At 73.8% G+C, this 17010-nt stretch carries 16 protein-coding genes; 9 read left to right on the top strand and 7 right to left on the bottom strand.

Annotated elements, in window-relative coordinates; all coding sequences use genetic code 11:
- Positions 1 to 84 precede the first annotated feature (84 nt).
- The 5 genes from AB0K14_RS13200 to AB0K14_RS13220 form a co-directional block, all read right to left on the bottom strand.
- The gene (locus AB0K14_RS13200; RefSeq protein ID WP_360450111.1) at positions 85 to 714 is read right to left on the bottom strand and encodes an MBL fold metallo-hydrolase; all 630 of its coding nucleotides are present in this window, start codon (positions 712 to 714) and stop codon (positions 85 to 87) included.
- Positions 714 to 1799: an S-(hydroxymethyl)mycothiol dehydrogenase gene (locus tag AB0K14_RS13205; RefSeq protein ID WP_360450114.1), complete on the bottom strand. Its 1086-nt coding sequence runs from the start codon at positions 1797 to 1799 to the stop codon at positions 714 to 716. Before AB0K14_RS13205 ends, AB0K14_RS13200 begins: the two co-directional genes overlap by 1 nt.
- Before the next feature lie 183 nt (positions 1800 to 1982).
- On the bottom strand, positions 1983 to 2618 hold the full coding sequence (locus AB0K14_RS13210) for a hypothetical protein (protein ID WP_360450117.1): 636 nt from the start codon (positions 2616 to 2618) through the stop codon (positions 1983 to 1985).
- An 82-nt stretch (positions 2619 to 2700) separates the two neighbouring features.
- The gene (crtI, locus tag AB0K14_RS13215; RefSeq protein WP_360450119.1) at positions 2701 to 4170 is read right to left on the bottom strand and encodes a phytoene desaturase family protein; all 1470 of its coding nucleotides are present in this window, start codon (positions 4168 to 4170) and stop codon (positions 2701 to 2703) included.
- An 11-nt stretch (positions 4171 to 4181) separates the two neighbouring features.
- Positions 4182 to 5282, bottom strand: a complete 1101-nt coding sequence (locus AB0K14_RS13220; protein WP_360450122.1) for a polyprenyl synthetase family protein — start codon at positions 5280 to 5282, stop codon at positions 4182 to 4184.
- Positions 5283 to 5430: 148 nt separating this feature from the next.
- On the opposite strand from AB0K14_RS13220, the gene AB0K14_RS13225 reads away from it, so the two are divergent.
- The 6 genes from AB0K14_RS13225 (at position 5431) to AB0K14_RS13250 (ending at position 10402) form a co-directional block, all read left to right on the top strand.
- Positions 5431 to 6357 carry a phytoene/squalene synthase family protein gene (locus AB0K14_RS13225; protein ID WP_360450125.1) on the top strand — a complete coding sequence of 309 codons (927 nt, stop codon included), beginning with the start codon at positions 5431 to 5433 and terminating at the stop codon, positions 6355 to 6357.
- A 15-nt stretch (positions 6358 to 6372) separates the two neighbouring features.
- Positions 6373 to 7335 carry a DUF5914 domain-containing protein gene (locus tag AB0K14_RS13230; RefSeq protein WP_360450127.1) on the top strand — a complete coding sequence of 321 codons (963 nt, stop codon included), beginning with the start codon at positions 6373 to 6375 and terminating at the stop codon, positions 7333 to 7335.
- Between the two features lie 82 nt (positions 7336 to 7417).
- A complete protein-coding gene (locus AB0K14_RS13235) occupies positions 7418 to 7702 on the top strand; it encodes a WhiB family transcriptional regulator (protein WP_360450670.1) in 285 nt (94 codons plus the stop codon).
- Positions 7703 to 7713: 11 nt separating this feature from the next.
- On the top strand, positions 7714 to 8580 hold the full coding sequence (locus AB0K14_RS13240) for a MerR family transcriptional regulator (RefSeq protein WP_360450130.1): 867 nt from the start codon (positions 7714 to 7716) through the stop codon (positions 8578 to 8580).
- Between the two features lie 147 nt (positions 8581 to 8727).
- Complete coding sequence (locus tag AB0K14_RS13245) at positions 8728 to 9672, top strand: aminoglycoside phosphotransferase family protein (protein WP_360450133.1); 945 nt, start codon at positions 8728 to 8730, stop codon at positions 9670 to 9672.
- A gap of 169 nt (positions 9673 to 9841) precedes the next feature.
- Positions 9842 to 10402, top strand: a complete 561-nt coding sequence (locus AB0K14_RS13250) for an EF-hand domain-containing protein (protein WP_360450135.1) — start codon at positions 9842 to 9844, stop codon at positions 10400 to 10402.
- Positions 10403 to 10429: 27 nt separating this feature from the next.
- Here the strand turns inward: AB0K14_RS13250 and AB0K14_RS13255 are convergent, their stop codons facing one another.
- Positions 10430 to 11410, bottom strand: coding sequence for a hypothetical protein (locus AB0K14_RS13255; protein ID WP_360450138.1), 981 nt, complete (start codon positions 11408 to 11410; stop codon positions 10430 to 10432).
- A 70-nt stretch (positions 11411 to 11480) separates the two neighbouring features.
- On the opposite strand from AB0K14_RS13255, the gene AB0K14_RS13260 reads away from it, so the two are divergent.
- The 3 genes from AB0K14_RS13260 to AB0K14_RS13270 all read left to right on the top strand — a co-directional run bounded on the left by AB0K14_RS13260 (position 11481) and on the right by AB0K14_RS13270 (position 16089).
- Positions 11481 to 11951 carry a MarR family winged helix-turn-helix transcriptional regulator gene (locus AB0K14_RS13260; RefSeq protein ID WP_360450141.1) on the top strand — a complete coding sequence of 157 codons (471 nt, stop codon included), beginning with the start codon at positions 11481 to 11483 and terminating at the stop codon, positions 11949 to 11951.
- Between the two features lie 153 nt (positions 11952 to 12104).
- Positions 12105 to 12407 carry a DUF1905 domain-containing protein gene (locus AB0K14_RS13265; RefSeq protein ID WP_360450143.1) on the top strand — a complete coding sequence of 101 codons (303 nt, stop codon included), beginning with the start codon at positions 12105 to 12107 and terminating at the stop codon, positions 12405 to 12407.
- A gap of 214 nt (positions 12408 to 12621) precedes the next feature.
- On the top strand, positions 12622 to 16089 hold the full coding sequence (locus tag AB0K14_RS13270) for a S8 family serine peptidase (RefSeq protein ID WP_360450146.1): 3468 nt from the start codon (positions 12622 to 12624) through the stop codon (positions 16087 to 16089).
- A gap of 209 nt (positions 16090 to 16298) precedes the next feature.
- Here AB0K14_RS13270 and AB0K14_RS13275 read toward each other — a convergent pair whose 3' ends face one another.
- Positions 16299 to 17009 carry a hypothetical protein gene (locus AB0K14_RS13275; RefSeq protein ID WP_360450149.1) on the bottom strand — a complete coding sequence of 237 codons (711 nt, stop codon included), beginning with the start codon at positions 17007 to 17009 and terminating at the stop codon, positions 16299 to 16301.
- Between the last annotated feature and the right edge of the window lies 1 nt (position 17010).

Below are 17010 nucleotides of genomic sequence, written 5' to 3' on the forward strand. Positions count from 1 at the left end.
GTCCGCCGGACGATCACCCCGTGCACGGGCCGGACCCGTAGCTCCTGCGCACGGGCCCGGCCTCGCGGCGGCGTGGGACCGGCGTCAGCGGGCCGAGCTGATCCAGTCGGCGAGGTGCGGCGACTCCGCGCCGATCGTCGTGTCGTCACCGTGCCCGGTGTGCACGACGGTGCCGGCGGGCAGGGTGAGCAGCCGCGTGCGGATCGACTCGATGATGGTGTCGAAGTCCGAGAACGACCGGCCCGTCGCGCCCGGCCCGCCCCGGAACAGGGTGTCGCCGGTGAACACGACCCCCAGGGCGGGGGCGTGGAAGCAGCACGCGCCGGGTGCGTGGCCCGGGGTGTGCACCACGTGCAGCGCGATGCCCGCGACCTCGATCACCTGCCCGTCGGCCAGGTCGCCGTCCGGCCCGGCGTCGGGGTGGGTCAGATCCCACACCACCCGGTCGGCCGGGTGCAGCAGCACCGGGGCGCCGGTGGCCTCGGCCAGCGCACGGGCCACCCGGACGTGGTCGTCGTGCGCGTGGGTGGCCAGGATCGCCTTCACGGTGCGCCCGGCGACCACCTTCAGGATCGCGGCCACGTCGTGCGGTGCGTCGATGACGACGCACTCGGTGTCGTCGCCGAGGACCCAGACGTTGTTGTCCACGTCGAAGGTCTCGCCGTCGAGGTGGAACGTGCCCCGGGTCGTCGTGCGGTCGATGCGGGCGGTCATCAGAACACCACCACCGAGCGCAGCACGTCACCGCGGTGCATCTTGGCGAACGCGTCCTCGACCTGGTCCAGGGCGATGGTCTCGGTGACGAACGCGTCGAGGTCGAGGCGGCCTTGCAGGTGCAGGTCGATCAGGTAGGGGAAGTCGCGGCTGGGCAGGCAGTCGCCGTACCAGGAGGACTTCAGCGCGCCGCCCCGGGCGAACAGGTCGATCAACGGCATGTCGATGCGCATGTCCGGGGTCGGAACGCCGACCAGCACGACCGTGCCGGCCAGGTCGCGGGCGTAGAACGCCTGCTCCCAGGTCTCCGGGCGCCCGACGGCGTCGATGACGACATCGGCGCCGAACCCGCCGGTCAGCTCGCGGACGCGCGCGACGACGTCCTCCTCGGCGGCGTTCACGGTGTGGGTGGCGCCCAGCCCGGTGGCCCACTCCAGCTTCCGCCGGTCCAGGTCGATGCCGATGATCGTGGTCGCCCCGGCCAGGTCCGCGCCCGCCACCGCCGCCGCGCCCACGCCGCCGCAGCCGATGACGGCCACGCTGTCGCCCCGCCCGACGTTGCCGGTGTTGAGCGCCGCGCCGAGCCCGGCCATCACCCCGCACCCGAGCAGCCCGGCCACCGCGGCGGACGCCCGCGGGTCGACCTTGGTGCACTGCCCGGCGTGCACCAGGGTCTTCTCGGCGAACGCGCCGATGCCCAACGCGGGGGAGAGCTCCGTGCCGTCGGTCAGGGTCATGGGCTGGGAGGCGTTGTGGGTGTCGAAGCAGTACCAGGGCTTGCCCTTCAGGCATGCCCGGCACACACCGCACACGGCTCGCCAGTTGAGCACCACGAAGTCACCGGGCGCCACGTCGGTGACACCCTCGCCGACGGTCTCCACCACGCCCGCGGCCTCGTGACCGAGCAGGAACGGGAACCCGTCGTTGATGCCGCCCTCCCGGTAGTGCAGGTCGGTGTGGCACACGCCGCACGCCTGCACCCGCACCACGGCCTCACCCGGGCCGGGGTCGGGCACCACCACCTCGACCACCTCGACCCTCGCGCCCTTGCCCCGTGCGACCACACCGCGAACCGTCTGAGTCACCGCGAAAACCCCTCGTCGTCCATCGTCATGCCGGGTGAACACGCGCAACAAGAGAGTCCCACGCGCGCAGCGGCAGCGCGCTCGGCTCCGGTGGCGAACGTGCGCTGCCACATCGGCACGCACGTCAGCGTCGAGCCGACCGAGTGCCGCCGCACCTTCCGTGCGACGGCATGACCACCCGACTCAGGCGGGGTCGGGTCGATCGAAGCGTGCGAGCAGGTCGAGCGCGGCACGCCGCTGTCCTTCGTAGGCGCCGGGTTCCCCCTGCGCGAGCCCGGAGAAGAGGTCGATGGCTTCCCGCAGGTCCGCCCTGGCCTGCGGCAGGCGGGTGCCGGCGGCGAGCCGGATGGCGGCGAACGACCACAGCGACTTGGCCAGACCGGCCTCGACGTCGACGCGACCCGTGCGGGCGAGCCTGCGCAGGATGCGGGTCGCCTCCTCCGCGGTCCGCAGGGACTCGTCGCGCTGTCCGGTGTTCCACGCCGCGGCACCCAGGTTCGCCAGCGCTTCGGCGAGGTCGCGCTCGAACTCCGCGGGGCGACGTGCCGCCAGCTCCCGGTAGAGCTCGACGGCCTCGCGGCCCGTGGCGGCGGCTCGGTCCAGCCGTCGGAGGTCGTTGTGCCGGTGGGTGAGGTTGACCAGGCCGTAGTCCACCACGACCAGCAGACCGCGTGCGTCGGCCGGGTCGGGCTGGTCCGTCGCGGGCGGCGCGATCGTGTTGGAGTGCCTGGCGTGCAGGACCGACCAGCCCTCGGCGGCGCACAGCTCGGCGAACCTCATGGCGAGCCGCGTCTTGCCCTGGCCGCCCGCGCCGTGCACGGGCGCCGTCCTGCCGGCGGCCGTGCTGCGCTGAGCGGCGCGGGTCCGCCGGAACGCGGACGACCGCTGCCACGCTGGTCGCTCAGCGGCGCCAAAGCCGTTCGGCGGCGAGCCTGCCGGAGATGAGCACCGGCGGGATGCCGACGCCGGGTGTGGTGCCGCTGCCGGCGAGCACGACGTTGCCGTCGCGGAACGGGAGGTTGCGCGGCCGGAACGGGCCGGTCTGGGTGAAGGTGTGGGCCGCCGAGAACGGGGTGCCGGCGGCTTGGCCGGACCGCGCCCAGTCCTCGGGCGTCACCACGGACAGGATCTCGACGTCGGGGTCCACCAGCTTGCGGGCGACGAGCTCGCCGACGACCTCCGCGGCGTAGCGGTGCCCGACGGCGTCCCACCGGATCGGCGCGGCGTCCAGGTTCGGGCACGGTGCCAGCAGGTACTGCAGGTGCCGTCCTCGCGGTGCCAGTCCCGGGTCGCTGAGGGTCGGTGTGGTGAGCAGCAGGGACGGATCGCTCATGAGCCGGCCCCGGCTGATGATCTCGTCGAACGTGCCTTCCCACGCCGTGCCGAACGAGATGGTGTGGTGGGCCAGCCCTTCGACGACCCGCCCGGCGGCGAGGTGCACCACCACCGCGGACGGCGACCACCGCAGCGGCCGCGGGCGCCGGGGTCTGCCGTGCAGCAGCCGCGCGCTCTGCGCCGGACCGGTGGCGAGCACGACGGCGTCGCACGGGAACCGGTCGGTCGCGGTGCGGACCGCGGTCACCCGCGGCCCGGCGCGGTCCAGCGAGACCACCTCGGCGTCGTAGTGGAACCGGACGCCGGCGGCGGACGCGGCGTCGGCGAGGGCCTGGGGCACCGCGCGCATGCCGCCGCGCGGGAACCAGACGCCGGCGATCGTGTCCATGTAGGCGATCACGGCGTAGGCGGCGAGCGCGTCGGTGGGCGACACCCCGGCGTACAGGGCCTGGAACGTGAAGACGCGGCGGAGCCGGTCGTCGCGGAGGAACCGGCCGACCGCCCCGGCCAGGGAGCGGAAGCCGCCCAGCCGGGCGAGGGCGACGAGGTCGGGGCCGAGCAGGTCGAGCGGCGAGTCGAAGCTCGCGCCGATGAACCGGTCGCGCTCGACCTGGTACAGCCGGGTCAACCAGGCGCGCAGCCTGCGGTAGCCCTCGGCTTCGCGGTCGCCGGCGAACTCGGCGACCGCCGCCTCCATCGCGGCGGCGTCGGTGTGCACGTCGAGCCCGCTGCCGTCGGCGAACTCGGCGCGGTAGGCCGGGTGCAGCGGCAGCAGCTCCAGGTGGTCGGCGAGTCGGGCACCCACCGCCGAGAACGCGTCGTCGAGCAGTTCCGGCATGGTCAGCACGGTCGGTCCCGTGTCGATGCGGTGCCCGGCCAGGTCCAGCCTGCCCGCCAGGCCACCGGGGTGGCCGTGCCGCTCCAGCACCGTCACCTCGTGCCCGGCCCCGCGCAGGTGCAGCGCGGCGGACAGGCCGGACAGCCCCGCGCCGATCACCACGACCGAGTCGGTGCGGCCCTTCACCAGGTGTGCCACGGCGTCCCCCGTCAGTCGCGGCGGCGGACGGCCTTGGCCGCCAGCTGCTTCAGGTGGGTGCGGGCGACGTCGTCGACGGCCGCCCGGTCGAGTGCGGCCAGACCGGTCTCGGTCAGCGTCTCGATGTGCTCCTCCACGGCCTCCACCGCGCCGTGGTCGATCAGCAGCGCCCGCGCGGTGGCCACGGTCCGGTCCGTCATGGGCACGCCGCTGAGGCAGCGGAGCAGCACCCGCGCGCCGGCGCGGTCGCCCGACGCGGTGGCCCGGGCGATCGCGACCGCCATCAACGGGGTGCGCTTGCCCTCGCGCAGGTCCTCGCCGACGGGTTTGCCGGTCACGGCGGGGTCGCCGAACATGCCGATCAGGTCGTCGCGCAGCTGGAACGCCACGCCGATGTCGCGGCCGAACACGCGCAGGCACTCGATCACGTCGGCCGGTGCGCCGGCGAGCGCCGCGCCGAGGTGCAGCGGGCGTTCGACGGTGTAGGCGGCGGTCTTCAGCGCCGCCACGCGCAGCGCGCTCTCCAACGACCCGTCCCGACTCGCGGTCGCGCGCAGGTCGAGGTGCTGACCGGCCATCATCTCCGTCCGCATCCGCTGCCACGGCTGCCACGCGCGGTGCAGCGCGTCGGCGGGCAACCCGGCCGTGACCAGCGCGTCGTCGGCCCACGCCAGCGCGAGGTCGCCGACCAGGATCGCGGTGGAGTCGCCGTAGCGGCGGGCACTGCCCGACCACCGCGACCGCCGGTGCCGCGCGGCGAACGCCTCGTGCACGGCCGGCCTGCCGCGACGGGTCGCCGAACGGTCCATCACGTCGTCGTGCACCAGCGCACAGCACTGCAACAGCTCCAACGCCACCAGCGCGCGCACGACGGCCTCGGCCGTGTCGCCGCGCACCTCACCGCCCGAGGCGCGCCAGCCCCACCACGCGAACGCGGGCCGGATCCGCTTGCCGCCGGCCAGGACCAGCGCGCGCACCTCCTCGACGAGGTCCCGTGCGGCGTCGACCTCCGGGCGGGCGCGGAAGAAGTCGTCCAGCGCCGAGGCGTACCGCGCCGGGAACGAGTCGTGCGTCGCGGGCGCACGGGTGTCCATGCCGGCCGTCAGCGACATCGTCGCCCCCCTTGAGCAGCGGTTCGGATCTGAACGGTTCGAGCTAAGCAGCGCCGAACCGGCTCTGCACAACGAGCGCGCTGGTCGTGCAGGGCGTCACCGGCCGACTTAGCGTGAGGGGGTGCCATCGCGGGAAGGACGCTCACGCATGTCCGCAGACCGGGAACTGGATGCCGCGGGTATCACCGACCCTCGGCTCCGTGACGCCTATCAGCGGTGTCGCGCGCTCAACGCCCGACACGGCCGCACGTACTACCTGGCGACGAGGATGCTCGGCCAGGAGCAACGGCCGGCCGTCCACGCGCTGTACGGGTTCGCCCGTCGGGTGGACGACATCGTCGACGACGTCCACAGCGGACCGTCGCGCAAGGCCGAGGGCCTCGCGGCGGTCGACGCGCTCCTCGCCACCGCCCTGGAACGCGGCACGAGCGACGACCCGGTCGTCGCGGCGTTGCTGGACACCGTGCGCCGGTACGACATCCCCACCGTGCACTTCCACGACTTCATGGCCTCCATGCGGATGGACCTGACCGTCACCGACTACGCGACGCGCGCCGAGCTGACCCGGTACGTGCACGGCTCGGCGGCGGTCATCGGCCTCCAGGTGCTGCCGGTGCTCGGGACGGTCGTGCCGAGGGAGGAGGCGGAACCCGCCGCCGCCGCGCTCGGGATCGCCTTCCAGCTCACCAACTTCATCCGCGACGTCGGGGAGGACCTCGACCGCGACCGGGTGTACCTGCCCGCGGACGAGCTCGCCGCGTTCGGCGTCGACCGGGACCGGCTGCGGTGGGCGCGTGGCGCGGGCCGGGTGGACGACCGGATCCGGGCGGCGCTGCGCGACCAGGTCCACCGCACCCGCGAGGTCTACGCGCGGGCGTGGCCCGGTATCGCGATGCTCGCGCCGCGTTCGAGGCCCTGCGTGAGCACCGCCTACCGGCTCTACGGCCGGATCCTCGACCTGGTCGAGGCGTCGGACTACGACGTGCTGTCCCGCCGCGTCGCGGTGTCCAACGGCCGACGGCTCGCCGTCGCGCTGCCCGCGTTCGCCAGGGCCGTGCTCGCCCGCACGGCCTGATCCCGGAGGAGTGAGATGCCCGACCGCTTGCCGCTGCGCAGGTTCAGCAGCCCCGCCTGGTCGCAGCAGGAACCGACGTGGCGGGAGGCGAAACCCGCGCTCATCGAGGCCGCGCTGAAACGCGCCACCGCCCGCCCCTCCGGCAACTGGTTCGTCGTCGGTGCGAGCCGTGATGTGGTGCGCGGCAAGCCCTTCGGCCGCACGGTCGCCGGTCGCGAGGTGGTGCTCTGGCGCGGGCCGGGTGACGTGCTGGTGGCCGGTCCCGGCTCGTGCCCGCACCTGGGCGCGCCGCTGTGCGACGGGGCGGTCACCGACGGCAGGCTGGTCTGCCGCTGGCACGGCCTCGCGCTGGGCGGCGAGCGGTTCGGCGCGTGGAGCCCGTTCCCCGCGCACGACGACGGCGTGCTCGCGTGGGTGCGCTTGGACGACGTGGGCGGCGAGGAACCGCTGCCCGAGCCGGTGCTGCCCGAACGCCCGGCCGGGGTGGCGCTGGACGCGGTCGCGACCCTGATCGGCCGCTGCGACCCCGAGGACGTGATCGCGAACCGGCTCGACCCGTGGCACGGCGCGTGGTTCCACCCCTACTCGTTCGCCAACCTCCGCGTGCTGGAGACGCCCACAGAGGAGCGGGACCGGTTCCTGGTGGAGGTGACGTTCCGGCTCGTCGGCAGGCTCGGCGTGCCGGTGACCGCCGAGTTCACCTGCCCCGAACCGCGCACGGTGGTGATGCGCATCGTCTCCGGCGAGGGGGAGGGCAGCGTGGTCGAGACCCACGCCACGCCGCTGGCCGACGGGCGGACGGCCGTGGTCGAGGCGACCATCGCGCAGTCGGACCGGCGCGGGTTCGCGCTGGCCAGGTGGGCTGCGCCGGCGTTCCGGCCCGCCATGCGCCGGGCCGCCGCGCGACTGTGGCGCGACGACCTCGCCTACGCCGAACGCCGGTACGCCCTGCGGTCCAAGGGGGCTTATCCGGACTGAGACGAAGCTCAACTTGAAACGGTTCTGAGTCGATTTTAGGATGGAGCTCGTCATCGTTGTCGACTCGCAGAGGACGCGCGCCATGCCTGAGCTCTCCCGCCTGCCCCGCCCCGTCGCCGAGTCCTGGGACTGGCAGCTCTCCGGTCTGTGCCGCGGCATGGACAGCACCTACTTCTTCCACACGCCCAACGAGCGCGGCTCCGCCCGTGAGCAGCGCGAAGCCATGGCCAAAGCCATCTGCCGGCGGTGCCCGGTGATGCGGCAGTGCCGCGAGCACGCGCTCGAAGTGCACGAGACGTTCGGCATCTGGGGAGGCCTGGGCGAGAGTGAACTGCGGGCTATGCTTTCCCAACGCGCCAGGAAGTGAGCCCGTAGTCGATGAGCTGGACACCCCGCGCGGTCGCGGCGATGCTCGGCATCTCGCCGACCACGCTGCGCACGTGGGACATGCGCTACGGGCTGGGACCGTCCGACCGCACCGCCGGCGGTCACCGCCGCTACCGCGACGACGAGGTCGACCAGCTGCGGCGGATGGTCGCGCTGACCGCGCAGGGCGTCGCACCCGCCGACGCAGCCCGGCAGTCGCGGCAACCCGTCCCGGTCACGTCGCCGCCGGCCAGGCCCGAACTCACCGACGCCGCGGCCCGGTCCGCGCGGCGCGGTTTCCTGACCGCGGCCGACCGGCTCGACGAGCCGCGGGTGCGTCGACTGGCGGCGGACCTGATCACCGCGCACGGTGTGGTGGCCGCCTGGCAGGCGGTGCTCGCGCCGTTCCTCGTCGAGCTGGGCGACCGCGTGCGCCAGCGCGGCGCCGGGGTCGAGGTCGAGCACCTGGCGAGCGCCGGCCTGCTGCACGCGTTGCGCGCCGTGCCCTACCCGGACCGCGACGGCGTGCTGGCAGCGTTGCTGTCGTGCGCACCGGAAGAGCAGCACACGCTGGCGCTGGAAGCGCTCGGCGCCGCACTGTCCGAGGAGGACTGCCTGTGGCGCAACCTCGGCGCCCGCGTGCCGTCGACGGCGTTGCGCGACGCGCTGGACCGCCTGCGCCCACCTGTGGTCGTGATCTGGGCGCACCACGCCGACCTCGCCGCCGCCGTGCCGATCGAGGAACTGCGCCGGAGCACCGACGCGGTGCTGGTGGCTGCGGGCCCCGGCTGGGAGGGGCTCGCGCTGCCCGCTTCCGTGCGGCGGCCGGCCACGCTGCTCGACGCCGTGCGCCTGGTCCTGGACCCGATCCGCGGCTAGGCGGTGTCCGGCGGTACTCCGGTCGTGGTGCGCGATCCCTGGTGCCGGACGGGGCGTCGTCCCGTGGTGGCTGCTCGTGGCGTCCGCGCCACGGCCGGCGGCGAAATCCAGGTGCGGACGCGGGACCGGGCGGGTGTACTGCCCGCCATGGTCGACTACCGCCAGCGCCACGCCGACGAGTGGCTCGCACACTTCGCCCGTCGGGGTCACCGAGCCCCGCGCCCCCTCGGCGCCGGCGTCGAGGGGGCCGTCTACCGACTCGAAGAGGGCCTCGTCGCCAAGGTGTGGAGCGGCAGGCCGCCGGCCGATCTCGACCTCTCCCGCCGGGTCTACGCGGACATCGCCCGCCACGCGCTGCCCTTCGCCACGCCGGAGATCCTCGACACCGAGGTCCACGACGGCGTGCTCGTGACCTACGAGCGCGAGCTGACCGGATCGCCCTTCCGGTCGGAACCGGTAACGACCTCCGCCGAACGCGACCTGCCCGCCACCGAGACCACCGCGCTGCTGACGGTCCTGCGCGCCCTCGCCACCGTCCCGGGCACCGGGGCCATGCGCGACCTCACCGTCCAGGGCGACGACCGCCCCCTCTGGCGGGACCACACGCGCTTCCCCGACGCCCTCGCCGCCCTCGTCCGGCGCGCCGCCCGCCGTCACGGCGACGTGCTCGCCGCCCACGTCCCGGGTCTGCCCGCTGCGGTGGAACGGGTCGTCACCTCCCTCACGGCCCTGCCCGACGCACCGGTCACCGCCATCCACGGCGACCTCGTGCCGCCCAACATCCACGTGGACGACACCGGCCGTCCCACCGCGGTCCTCGACTTCGGCTTCTTCACCACCGCCGGCGACCCCGCGTTCGAGGCCGCCGTCACCGCCGCCGTCTGGGACATGTACGGACCGCACGCCGAACACCACGCCGCCACCCTGACCGACCTGTTCGCCGGGGAACTCGGCCACCCGGCCGAGACCCTCGCCCTCTACCAGGCCGTCTACGCGCTCACCACCTACGACCTGTTCTCCCCGGACGGCAGCGACGGCCACTTCCACTGGTGTGCCGCCCTGCTGCGCCGGAATCCGGTGGCGCTCGCGTAGCCGACCTGCCTACATGTCGCCGTCCCGGGAGCGCGCGCCTCCGGTGGCCGTGACTGCCCGCCACCACCCGATCGAGTCGGCTGGGAACCCGTTCGGATGTTGTTCCGCTGCTCCCGACCGCCGCATCCTGTGAGCCGTCCGCGTCAACCACCTCGCGTGCGGAGGATTCGTGCCGGTCAACGAGATGCTGAAAGCCAAGATCCGCCACGGCTTCGCCCACCTGGACGTCGACGGGGACGGGTTGCTCACCGAGCAGGACCACGTCCTGATGGGCAGGCGCTCCGCGGAGGCGCTCGGGCACGCCCCCGGCTCGCCGCAGGAACAGCGCATCATCGACGCCTACCTGCGGATCTGGCACGACCTGCACCTGCCGCACATCCCCGACGGCGGCGAGGTGATCTCCGGTGAGCAGTTCCTCGCCTCCACCTGCTCGCTCGTCGACGACCCGCGAGCCGCGCAGGCCACCGTCGGCGCGATCGCCCAGGCGTTCCTCGCCATCGCGGACACCGACGTGGACGGCCGCGTGAGCCCCGCCGAGTTCCTGGCGTTCCAACGAGGGCACTTCCCCGGCCTGACCGACGTCGAGCTCGCCGAGGCGTTCGAGCACCTCGACGCCGACGGTGACGGCTACCTCAGCGCCGAGGAGTTCACCCGCGCCGGCGTGGAGTTCTGGTCCAGCCCGGACCCGGACGCCCCCGGCAACTGGTGGATGGGCCGACCGGTGGCCTGACCCACCCGCGGGCGACCGGTGCCCGGATCACCGGCGGGTCGCCCGGACCAGCCGCAGCGGCGCCCAGACCAGCAGGGCGAGCACGGCCACCAGCAGGTACTCGATGGCCGGGATGCGCACGACCTCGTCGACCCGGTCGTACCCGCGCCACGCGTAGACGGCGAGGGCGGCCACGCCGATCACGGCGGCCGTCCACCACCGCGCGGTCCTGCTCAGCCCGACGCCGTGCAGCTGGGTGATCACGAAGACGCCGACGAACCCGAACAGGAACATGGGCCAGATCCCGTCCGGGCCCGAGTTCATCACCGCGACCAGCGTGCCGTGCAGCGCCACCATCAGCTCCAGTCCGAGCGTCCACCACCGGTTCGTGTGCGCGGTGGTGAACATCAGGCTGCTCTGGAACAGCAGCAGGAACATGTAGAAGAACCCGATGAGGTGACCGCTGGTGGACTCCATCGGGTGGTACCAGAACGTGTAGATCGCGGCCCAGCTGAACAGGTAACCGTGGTACCGGCGCACGAACGCCACCACGTCGGCCGCGATCGGCGCCGGCCTGCCGAGGAACAGCCCGCGCCGCTTGTTCTCCATCAGCAGCACGGCCACCAGCAGCAGCACGACGGAACCCTGCGAACTGAAGATCGACACGTCCTGGGCGGTGCCGTCGTAGAACACCCGGGTCTGCACGGCGTGCAGCGCGATGAACCCGCCGTTGGCCGCGAGGGCGACGACGTTCACCCGGTGCAGGCCGGTGGTGTAGCGGCGGACCCTCGTCTGCGCGTAGTGGATGAGCGTCCAGGACACGACCTGGTGCGCCACGTACCCGGCCCACGCCGACGCGCGCGTCCAGAAGGTCGGCTCGGGCAGTTTCCAGTAGTACCGGGAGGCGCCCTGGTCGGGCAGCAGGACCGTCCCGTGCAGCCCTTGCCCGACCAACCACACCAGGCCGGTGAGCACGAGGCTGCCCGCCACGCCCCACAGCAGCAGCCGACCACGCGCAACGTTCAGCATGCTGAACATTATGGCAAACGCTCAGCATGCTGAACGATTGCACCTCCGGCCGCTCTGCGAAGATGGTCCGGTGGGCCGAGGGGACGAGCAGGAGGTGTCGCATCGACCGGACCAGGTGCGCGCCGACGTCGACTCCTGGCCGACCGGCCGGCTGCTGTCGGTCGCCGCGCGGGTCGTGGAGAGCCGGTTCGACGAGGTGCTGAACGGGCTGGGCCTGACGCACGCGGGCCTGATCGCGCTGCACCACCTCGCTGACGGACCGCTCGCCCAGCGCGAGCTGGCGACTTTGTGCAGGGTGACCGACCAGACGATGAGCCGCACCATCGAGCGGCTGAACCGCTCCGGCCACGTCACCCGCGGCTCCGACGCCCACGACCGCCGCCGGACGCTGGCCGAGATCACCCCGACCGGCCGCGACGTCCTGGCCGCCGCCCGCCGTGAGGAGAAGGAGTCCGAGTCGCTGCTCGGCGCGGTGGACGACTACGACCACTTCCGCCGCCAGTTGATCACCCTGATAGCCGCCGCCACCCGCCCCCGCTGACGCCACGCGCCCCCGCGCTGACCGCACCCGACCCTGCTGACCGCACCACCGACCAGTGGAGGGGGACGCACCGCGACGGCACGGCCGGCTCGACACCGGGTGCGGCGGTGCGCACCGGGCGATCAGGTCGTGCCGTGTGCGATGCTCCGGCCCGTGGTGGTCGACTTCGAGGCGGAGCTGTGGCTCTGGGACGCGCGGCAGAACGAGAGCTGGACGTTCGTGAGCCTGCCGGTGGAGGCGTCCGACGACATCCGCGACCTGGCGGCGGGGCCGAAGCGCGGGTTCGGGGCGGTGCGGGTCCGGGTCGTGCTCGGCGCGAGCGCGTGGTCCACGTCGATCTTCCCGGATTCCGGGCGGGGCTGCTACGTGTTGCCGGTGAAGCGTTCGGTCCGCGAGGCCGAGGACGTCGCGGTGGGCGACGTGGTGAAGGTCAGCGTCGAGGTCGTCCTGTCGTGAACGTGTGACCCCAGTGGCAACCTCCGGCGCCCTTCGAGCGTCGTGAGTGTTGTGCGAGCCGGACGTTCGGGGAGCCGGCGACAACTGGGAGGGCACGACTTTGCGTCGACACACAGGCACGGCGGCGGTCGCCGTGCTACTGGCGGCCGTGATCGCGGTTCCCGCGGTCGCGGAACCGTCGTCGGAGGATCCGGGGGCGGCGGGGGCAGCGGGGGTGACGCGGTTCGTCACGCTCGTCACGGGGGACAAGGTGGTTGTCCAGGACGACCGGGTCGCGGGCGTGAAGATGGCCGAGGGGCGTGAGCACGTCCGGACCTGGCAGTACCGCAGCAAGGGCCGCGACCACGTGGTGCCGCTGGACGCCCTGCCGCTGCTGCGCGACGACCGGCTGGACGCCCGGCTCTTCGACGTGACCGGGCTGCTGGAGCAGCACTACGACGACGCGCACGAGCCCGTCGTCCCGACCCTGGTCGGCGGCACGGGCCAGGTCCAGGCCCAGGCCGACCCGCTGGGACGTCTGGGGCTCGTCAAGCGCGACATCCCCAAGTCCGAGGCGGCCCGCGAGTGGCACGCCCTCTCGGGCGCGCGGACCGCGCAGGCGGGCAAGGTGTGGCTGAACGGCCGCGTCCGGCCCACGCTGGACCGCAGCGTCACCCAGGTCGGCGCGCCGAAGGCGTGGCAGGCGGGGCTGCGCGGCGACGGTGTGAAGGTCGCCGTGCTGGACACCGGGTACGACGGCGGCCACCCGGAGCTGAGGTCGCAGGTGGACGCCGCGGCGGACTTCACCGGCGAGGGCGACGCGGCCGTCGACGTGGACGGCCACGGCACGCACGTCGCGAGCACGATCGCGGGCGTCGGCGACCGGTACACCGGCGTCGCACCCGGCGCGCGGCTGCTGGTCGGCAAGGTGCTCGGTCGCAACGGCGGTCGTGAGGACTGGGTGCTCTCGGGCATGCAGTGGGCGGTCGACCAGGGCGCGAAGGTCGTCAACATGAGCCTCGGTGGCGGCGTCAGCGACGGCAACGACCTGATGTCGCACACGGTGAACCGGCTGTCCGAGAGCACCGGCGCGCTGTTCGTCGTCTCCGCGGGCAACGCGGGCGCGGCGAGCACCATCGGCAGCCCCGGCTCGGCCGACCGCGCGCTCACCGTCGGCAGCGTCACCAAGGACGACCGGCTCAGCGCGTTCTCCAGCCGCGGCCCGCGCGTGGGCGACTTCGGCCTCAAGCCGGAGATCGCCGCGCCGGGCAGCGACATCGTGGCCGCCAGGGCCGCGGGCACCCGGCCGTCGGCCGCCGTGGACGAGCGCCACGCCCGCCTGTCCGGCACGTCGATGGCCGCGCCGCACGTCGCCGGCGCCGCCGCGATCCTGGCCGGGCAGCACCCCGGCTGGACGGGCGACCAGATCAAGAACGCGCTGGTCGGCAGCGCGCTGCGGCTGCCGGACGTGGACACCCACGCGCAAGGCGCGGGCCGGTTGGACGTGGCACGGGCCACGAGCCAGTCGGTGCGGGTCGAGGGCCTGGCCGGCTTCGGCCAGGTCTGGGGCGACGAGCGGGTCGAGCGCAAGGTCTCCTACGTCAACGACGGCGACCGCGAGGTGCGGCTGACGATCGAGCCGGAGGTGAACCGGCCGGACCTGGTCGAGGTGGAGCGCACGCTGACCGTGCCCGCGAAGTCCGCGGCGTCGGTCACGGTGGCCCTGCGGGCTTCCGCCGCGCCCGGCGGCGAGGTGACCGGCGCGCTGGTGGCGCGCGGCGGCGACGTCGTGCTGACCACGCCGTTGACCGGGAACCTGATGGGGGAGGCGCACGCGCTGAGCGTGCGTGCGACGGCCCGTGAGGGTGACGTCGTGCGCTCGCTGTACGTGGTGACCAACGAGCGGACCGGGTGGTCTGCCGACGTGGTGGTCTGGGACGGCGTCGAGGCGTACTTCACCGTGCCCGCGGGCGACTACCGGGTCACCGGCATCACGCAGGACACCAGCGGCGCGATGGCGTTGTTCGCCGACCGCGCCACGGTGGCCGGCACCACCGAGCTGGTGGTGGACGCCAAGCGCGCCGAGCGGATCGTCGCGTCGATCGACGACCCGGACGCCCGTGCGGGCTACGGCGGCGCCACCGCGATCGTGTCCGATGTGGACCAGGAGGGCCCGCTGCCCGCGGACCTGGTGTCGATCGGCGGCACGCCGGACGACGACGCGTCGGTGTACTCGATCGGCGGCCCGACCATGCCGGGCCTGGAACTGCTGCAGTTCAGCTACTTCACCCCGCCGCACGTCAGCGTCGGGGTGACCGGTGACGGCGGCTTCGAGCTCGACTCGGCGACGGCGACCCTGCCGTTGGGCTTCGAGGGACGGCTCACCGCGCGGCTGGTCGACATCGGTCTCGGCGACCCCGACCCGACCGTCGACCTGACCGGGGCGATCGTCCTGGTGGCGCCACCGAACTGGGACGACGCGCCGTGGGACGGGCAGCAGGTGCTGCGCGCGATCGAGGCGGCGAAGGCCAGGGGCGCGAAGGCGGCGCTGAGCTACATCGGTCCGCCCTCCGCGCCCGCCCTCCCCACGGTGGCGGTCTTCGACACCAGGGAGATCGACGCCGTGCGGGAGCTGCTGCGCCAACGTCCGGTCGAGGTGTCGTTGCTGTCCCGCGCGGGCAGCCCGACGGCGTACTTCGTGGCCGACCGGGTGACCGGCGCGGTGCCCGCGGGCCGCGAGTTCCGGTACCGGCGCGACGGGCTGGGCAGCGTCGAGCGGCAGCTGGTGGACACCAGGAAGCCGGGGAGCTACCGGTTCCACTACGGCATCTGGACCATGGGCGGCCTGACGGCGATGGCCGAGGTGGAGACGGTCTGGCCGCAGCGCCGGACCGACCACGCGAGCCCCGGCGCGGCGCTGAGCATGGCGGCGGCGGTCGGCTTCGACGGCGCGGTGGACTTCGGGTTCGAGACCACCGTCCCGGTGGTGCTGGGCGCGGGGGAGCGACGGACGTCCCGCGTGTTCGGCGCCCCGTTCGGACCGGAGCTGACCACGCCGCCGACGAGCAGGCAGGACGGCCGGCCGCTGCCGTGGGCGTACCGGGAGGGCGACCAGGTGGTGCTCTCGATCCCGATGTTCGCCGACAGCGACCCCGGCAACGCCGCGCAGTTCGACTCCACCAACCAGGGCACGACCACGTTGGTGCGCGGCGGTAGGCAGGTCGGCCGGAGCGACGTGCCCGGTATCGGCACTTTCGACGTGGCGTCGGGCACCTACAAGCTGTCGGTGGACGCCCGGCGACCCGCCGCGGACGCCGCGCTCGACCCCGCGCTGTCCACCCGGACGAGTGCGGAGTGGACGTTCCACACCACCAAGGGCAGCGGCAGGAAGGCGTTGCCGCTGCTGGACGTCCGCTTCGGCCTGCCGCTGGACGACCGCAACCGCGCGGCGGCCGGCGAGCCGCTGACCGGCGCGGTGACGGTCGCCCACCAGCCCGGCGCGCCCGCGTTGCGGGCGAGGGTGCAGAAGGTCGAGGTGTCGTTCGACGAGGGCAAGACCTGGCGGCGGGCCGACCTGTCCCACGACAAGGTGACCATCCCGCCGGGTCCCTCGGGTGGCTACGCGTCGCTGCGCGCGAGCGCGGTCGACCTGGCGGGCAACGCGGTGACCGAGACGGTCATCCGCGCCTACGCCCTGCGCTGAGACGCCGACCGGGCGCCAAGACGCCGACTTGGCGCTGAGACGCCGACTTGGCGCTGAGACGCCGACTTGGCGCTGAGACGTCGACCTGGTGCCAAGACGCCGACCGGGGGCGGGTTCCGAGCGGACCCCGCCCCCGGTTCGCGTTCCGGGACGAACTCGCGGGCACCGGCACGCGGGTCGACGCGGGCGGAGGTCGGTGCCCGGCCCGGTCACCAGGACATGTCGCCGGACTCGACCCGCGCGGTGAACGTGGCCGCGTCCGGCGCGAGGAGCACGGCCGCCGACCAGTCGGCGCCGTCGGTCAGCACCACGGGCGCCGGGTCGTGACGCAGGTCGAACGCGAGGCGTCGGCGCGAGCCGTCGTCGCCGATGATCGCGATGCCGAGGCGCGCGGCCGCGGCGTCGCCCCACGCGCCGTCGGCCGACACCGTCTCCGACGGCCGGTGGAGGGTGAGGAAGGTGTCGCCCAGCCACCCGCTGCGGAACCACGACTCGCCCTGCAGGTAGCGCCGCCACGCCGGTGGCAGCGGACGGCCCGACGCGGCCTCCGCCCGGTCGAACTCCGCGTCGGGCACCGGACCGCGGTACTCGGCCTCGCGCACGATCGGGCCGACGATGTTGGCGTTGAACGAGTCCAGGTCCTCGGCGGGCACCCAGTGCTCCAGCACGTCACGCCCGCCGGCCTGCTGCACGGGGTAGCGGGCGAGGAAGTCGCGCCGCACGCTGAACCGGGTCACGAAACCGACGCCCTCGGCGGGCACGTTCCACTCCCGCGCGATCCTGGTGGCGTACCAGCGGTTCGCCACCGGGTAGAAGATCGGCTGGTCGGGCAGGCGCGGCGGCCAGGCCCGCCACTGCGACGCCGCCACCAGGTCCAGCTCCGCGCGTCCGGTCGGTCGCCACAGGTCCACCAGGTCCATG

It is taken from the genome of Actinosynnema sp. NPDC050801 (assembly GCF_040673975.1).
Classification (GTDB): Bacteria; Actinomycetota; Actinomycetes; order Mycobacteriales; family Pseudonocardiaceae; genus Actinosynnema.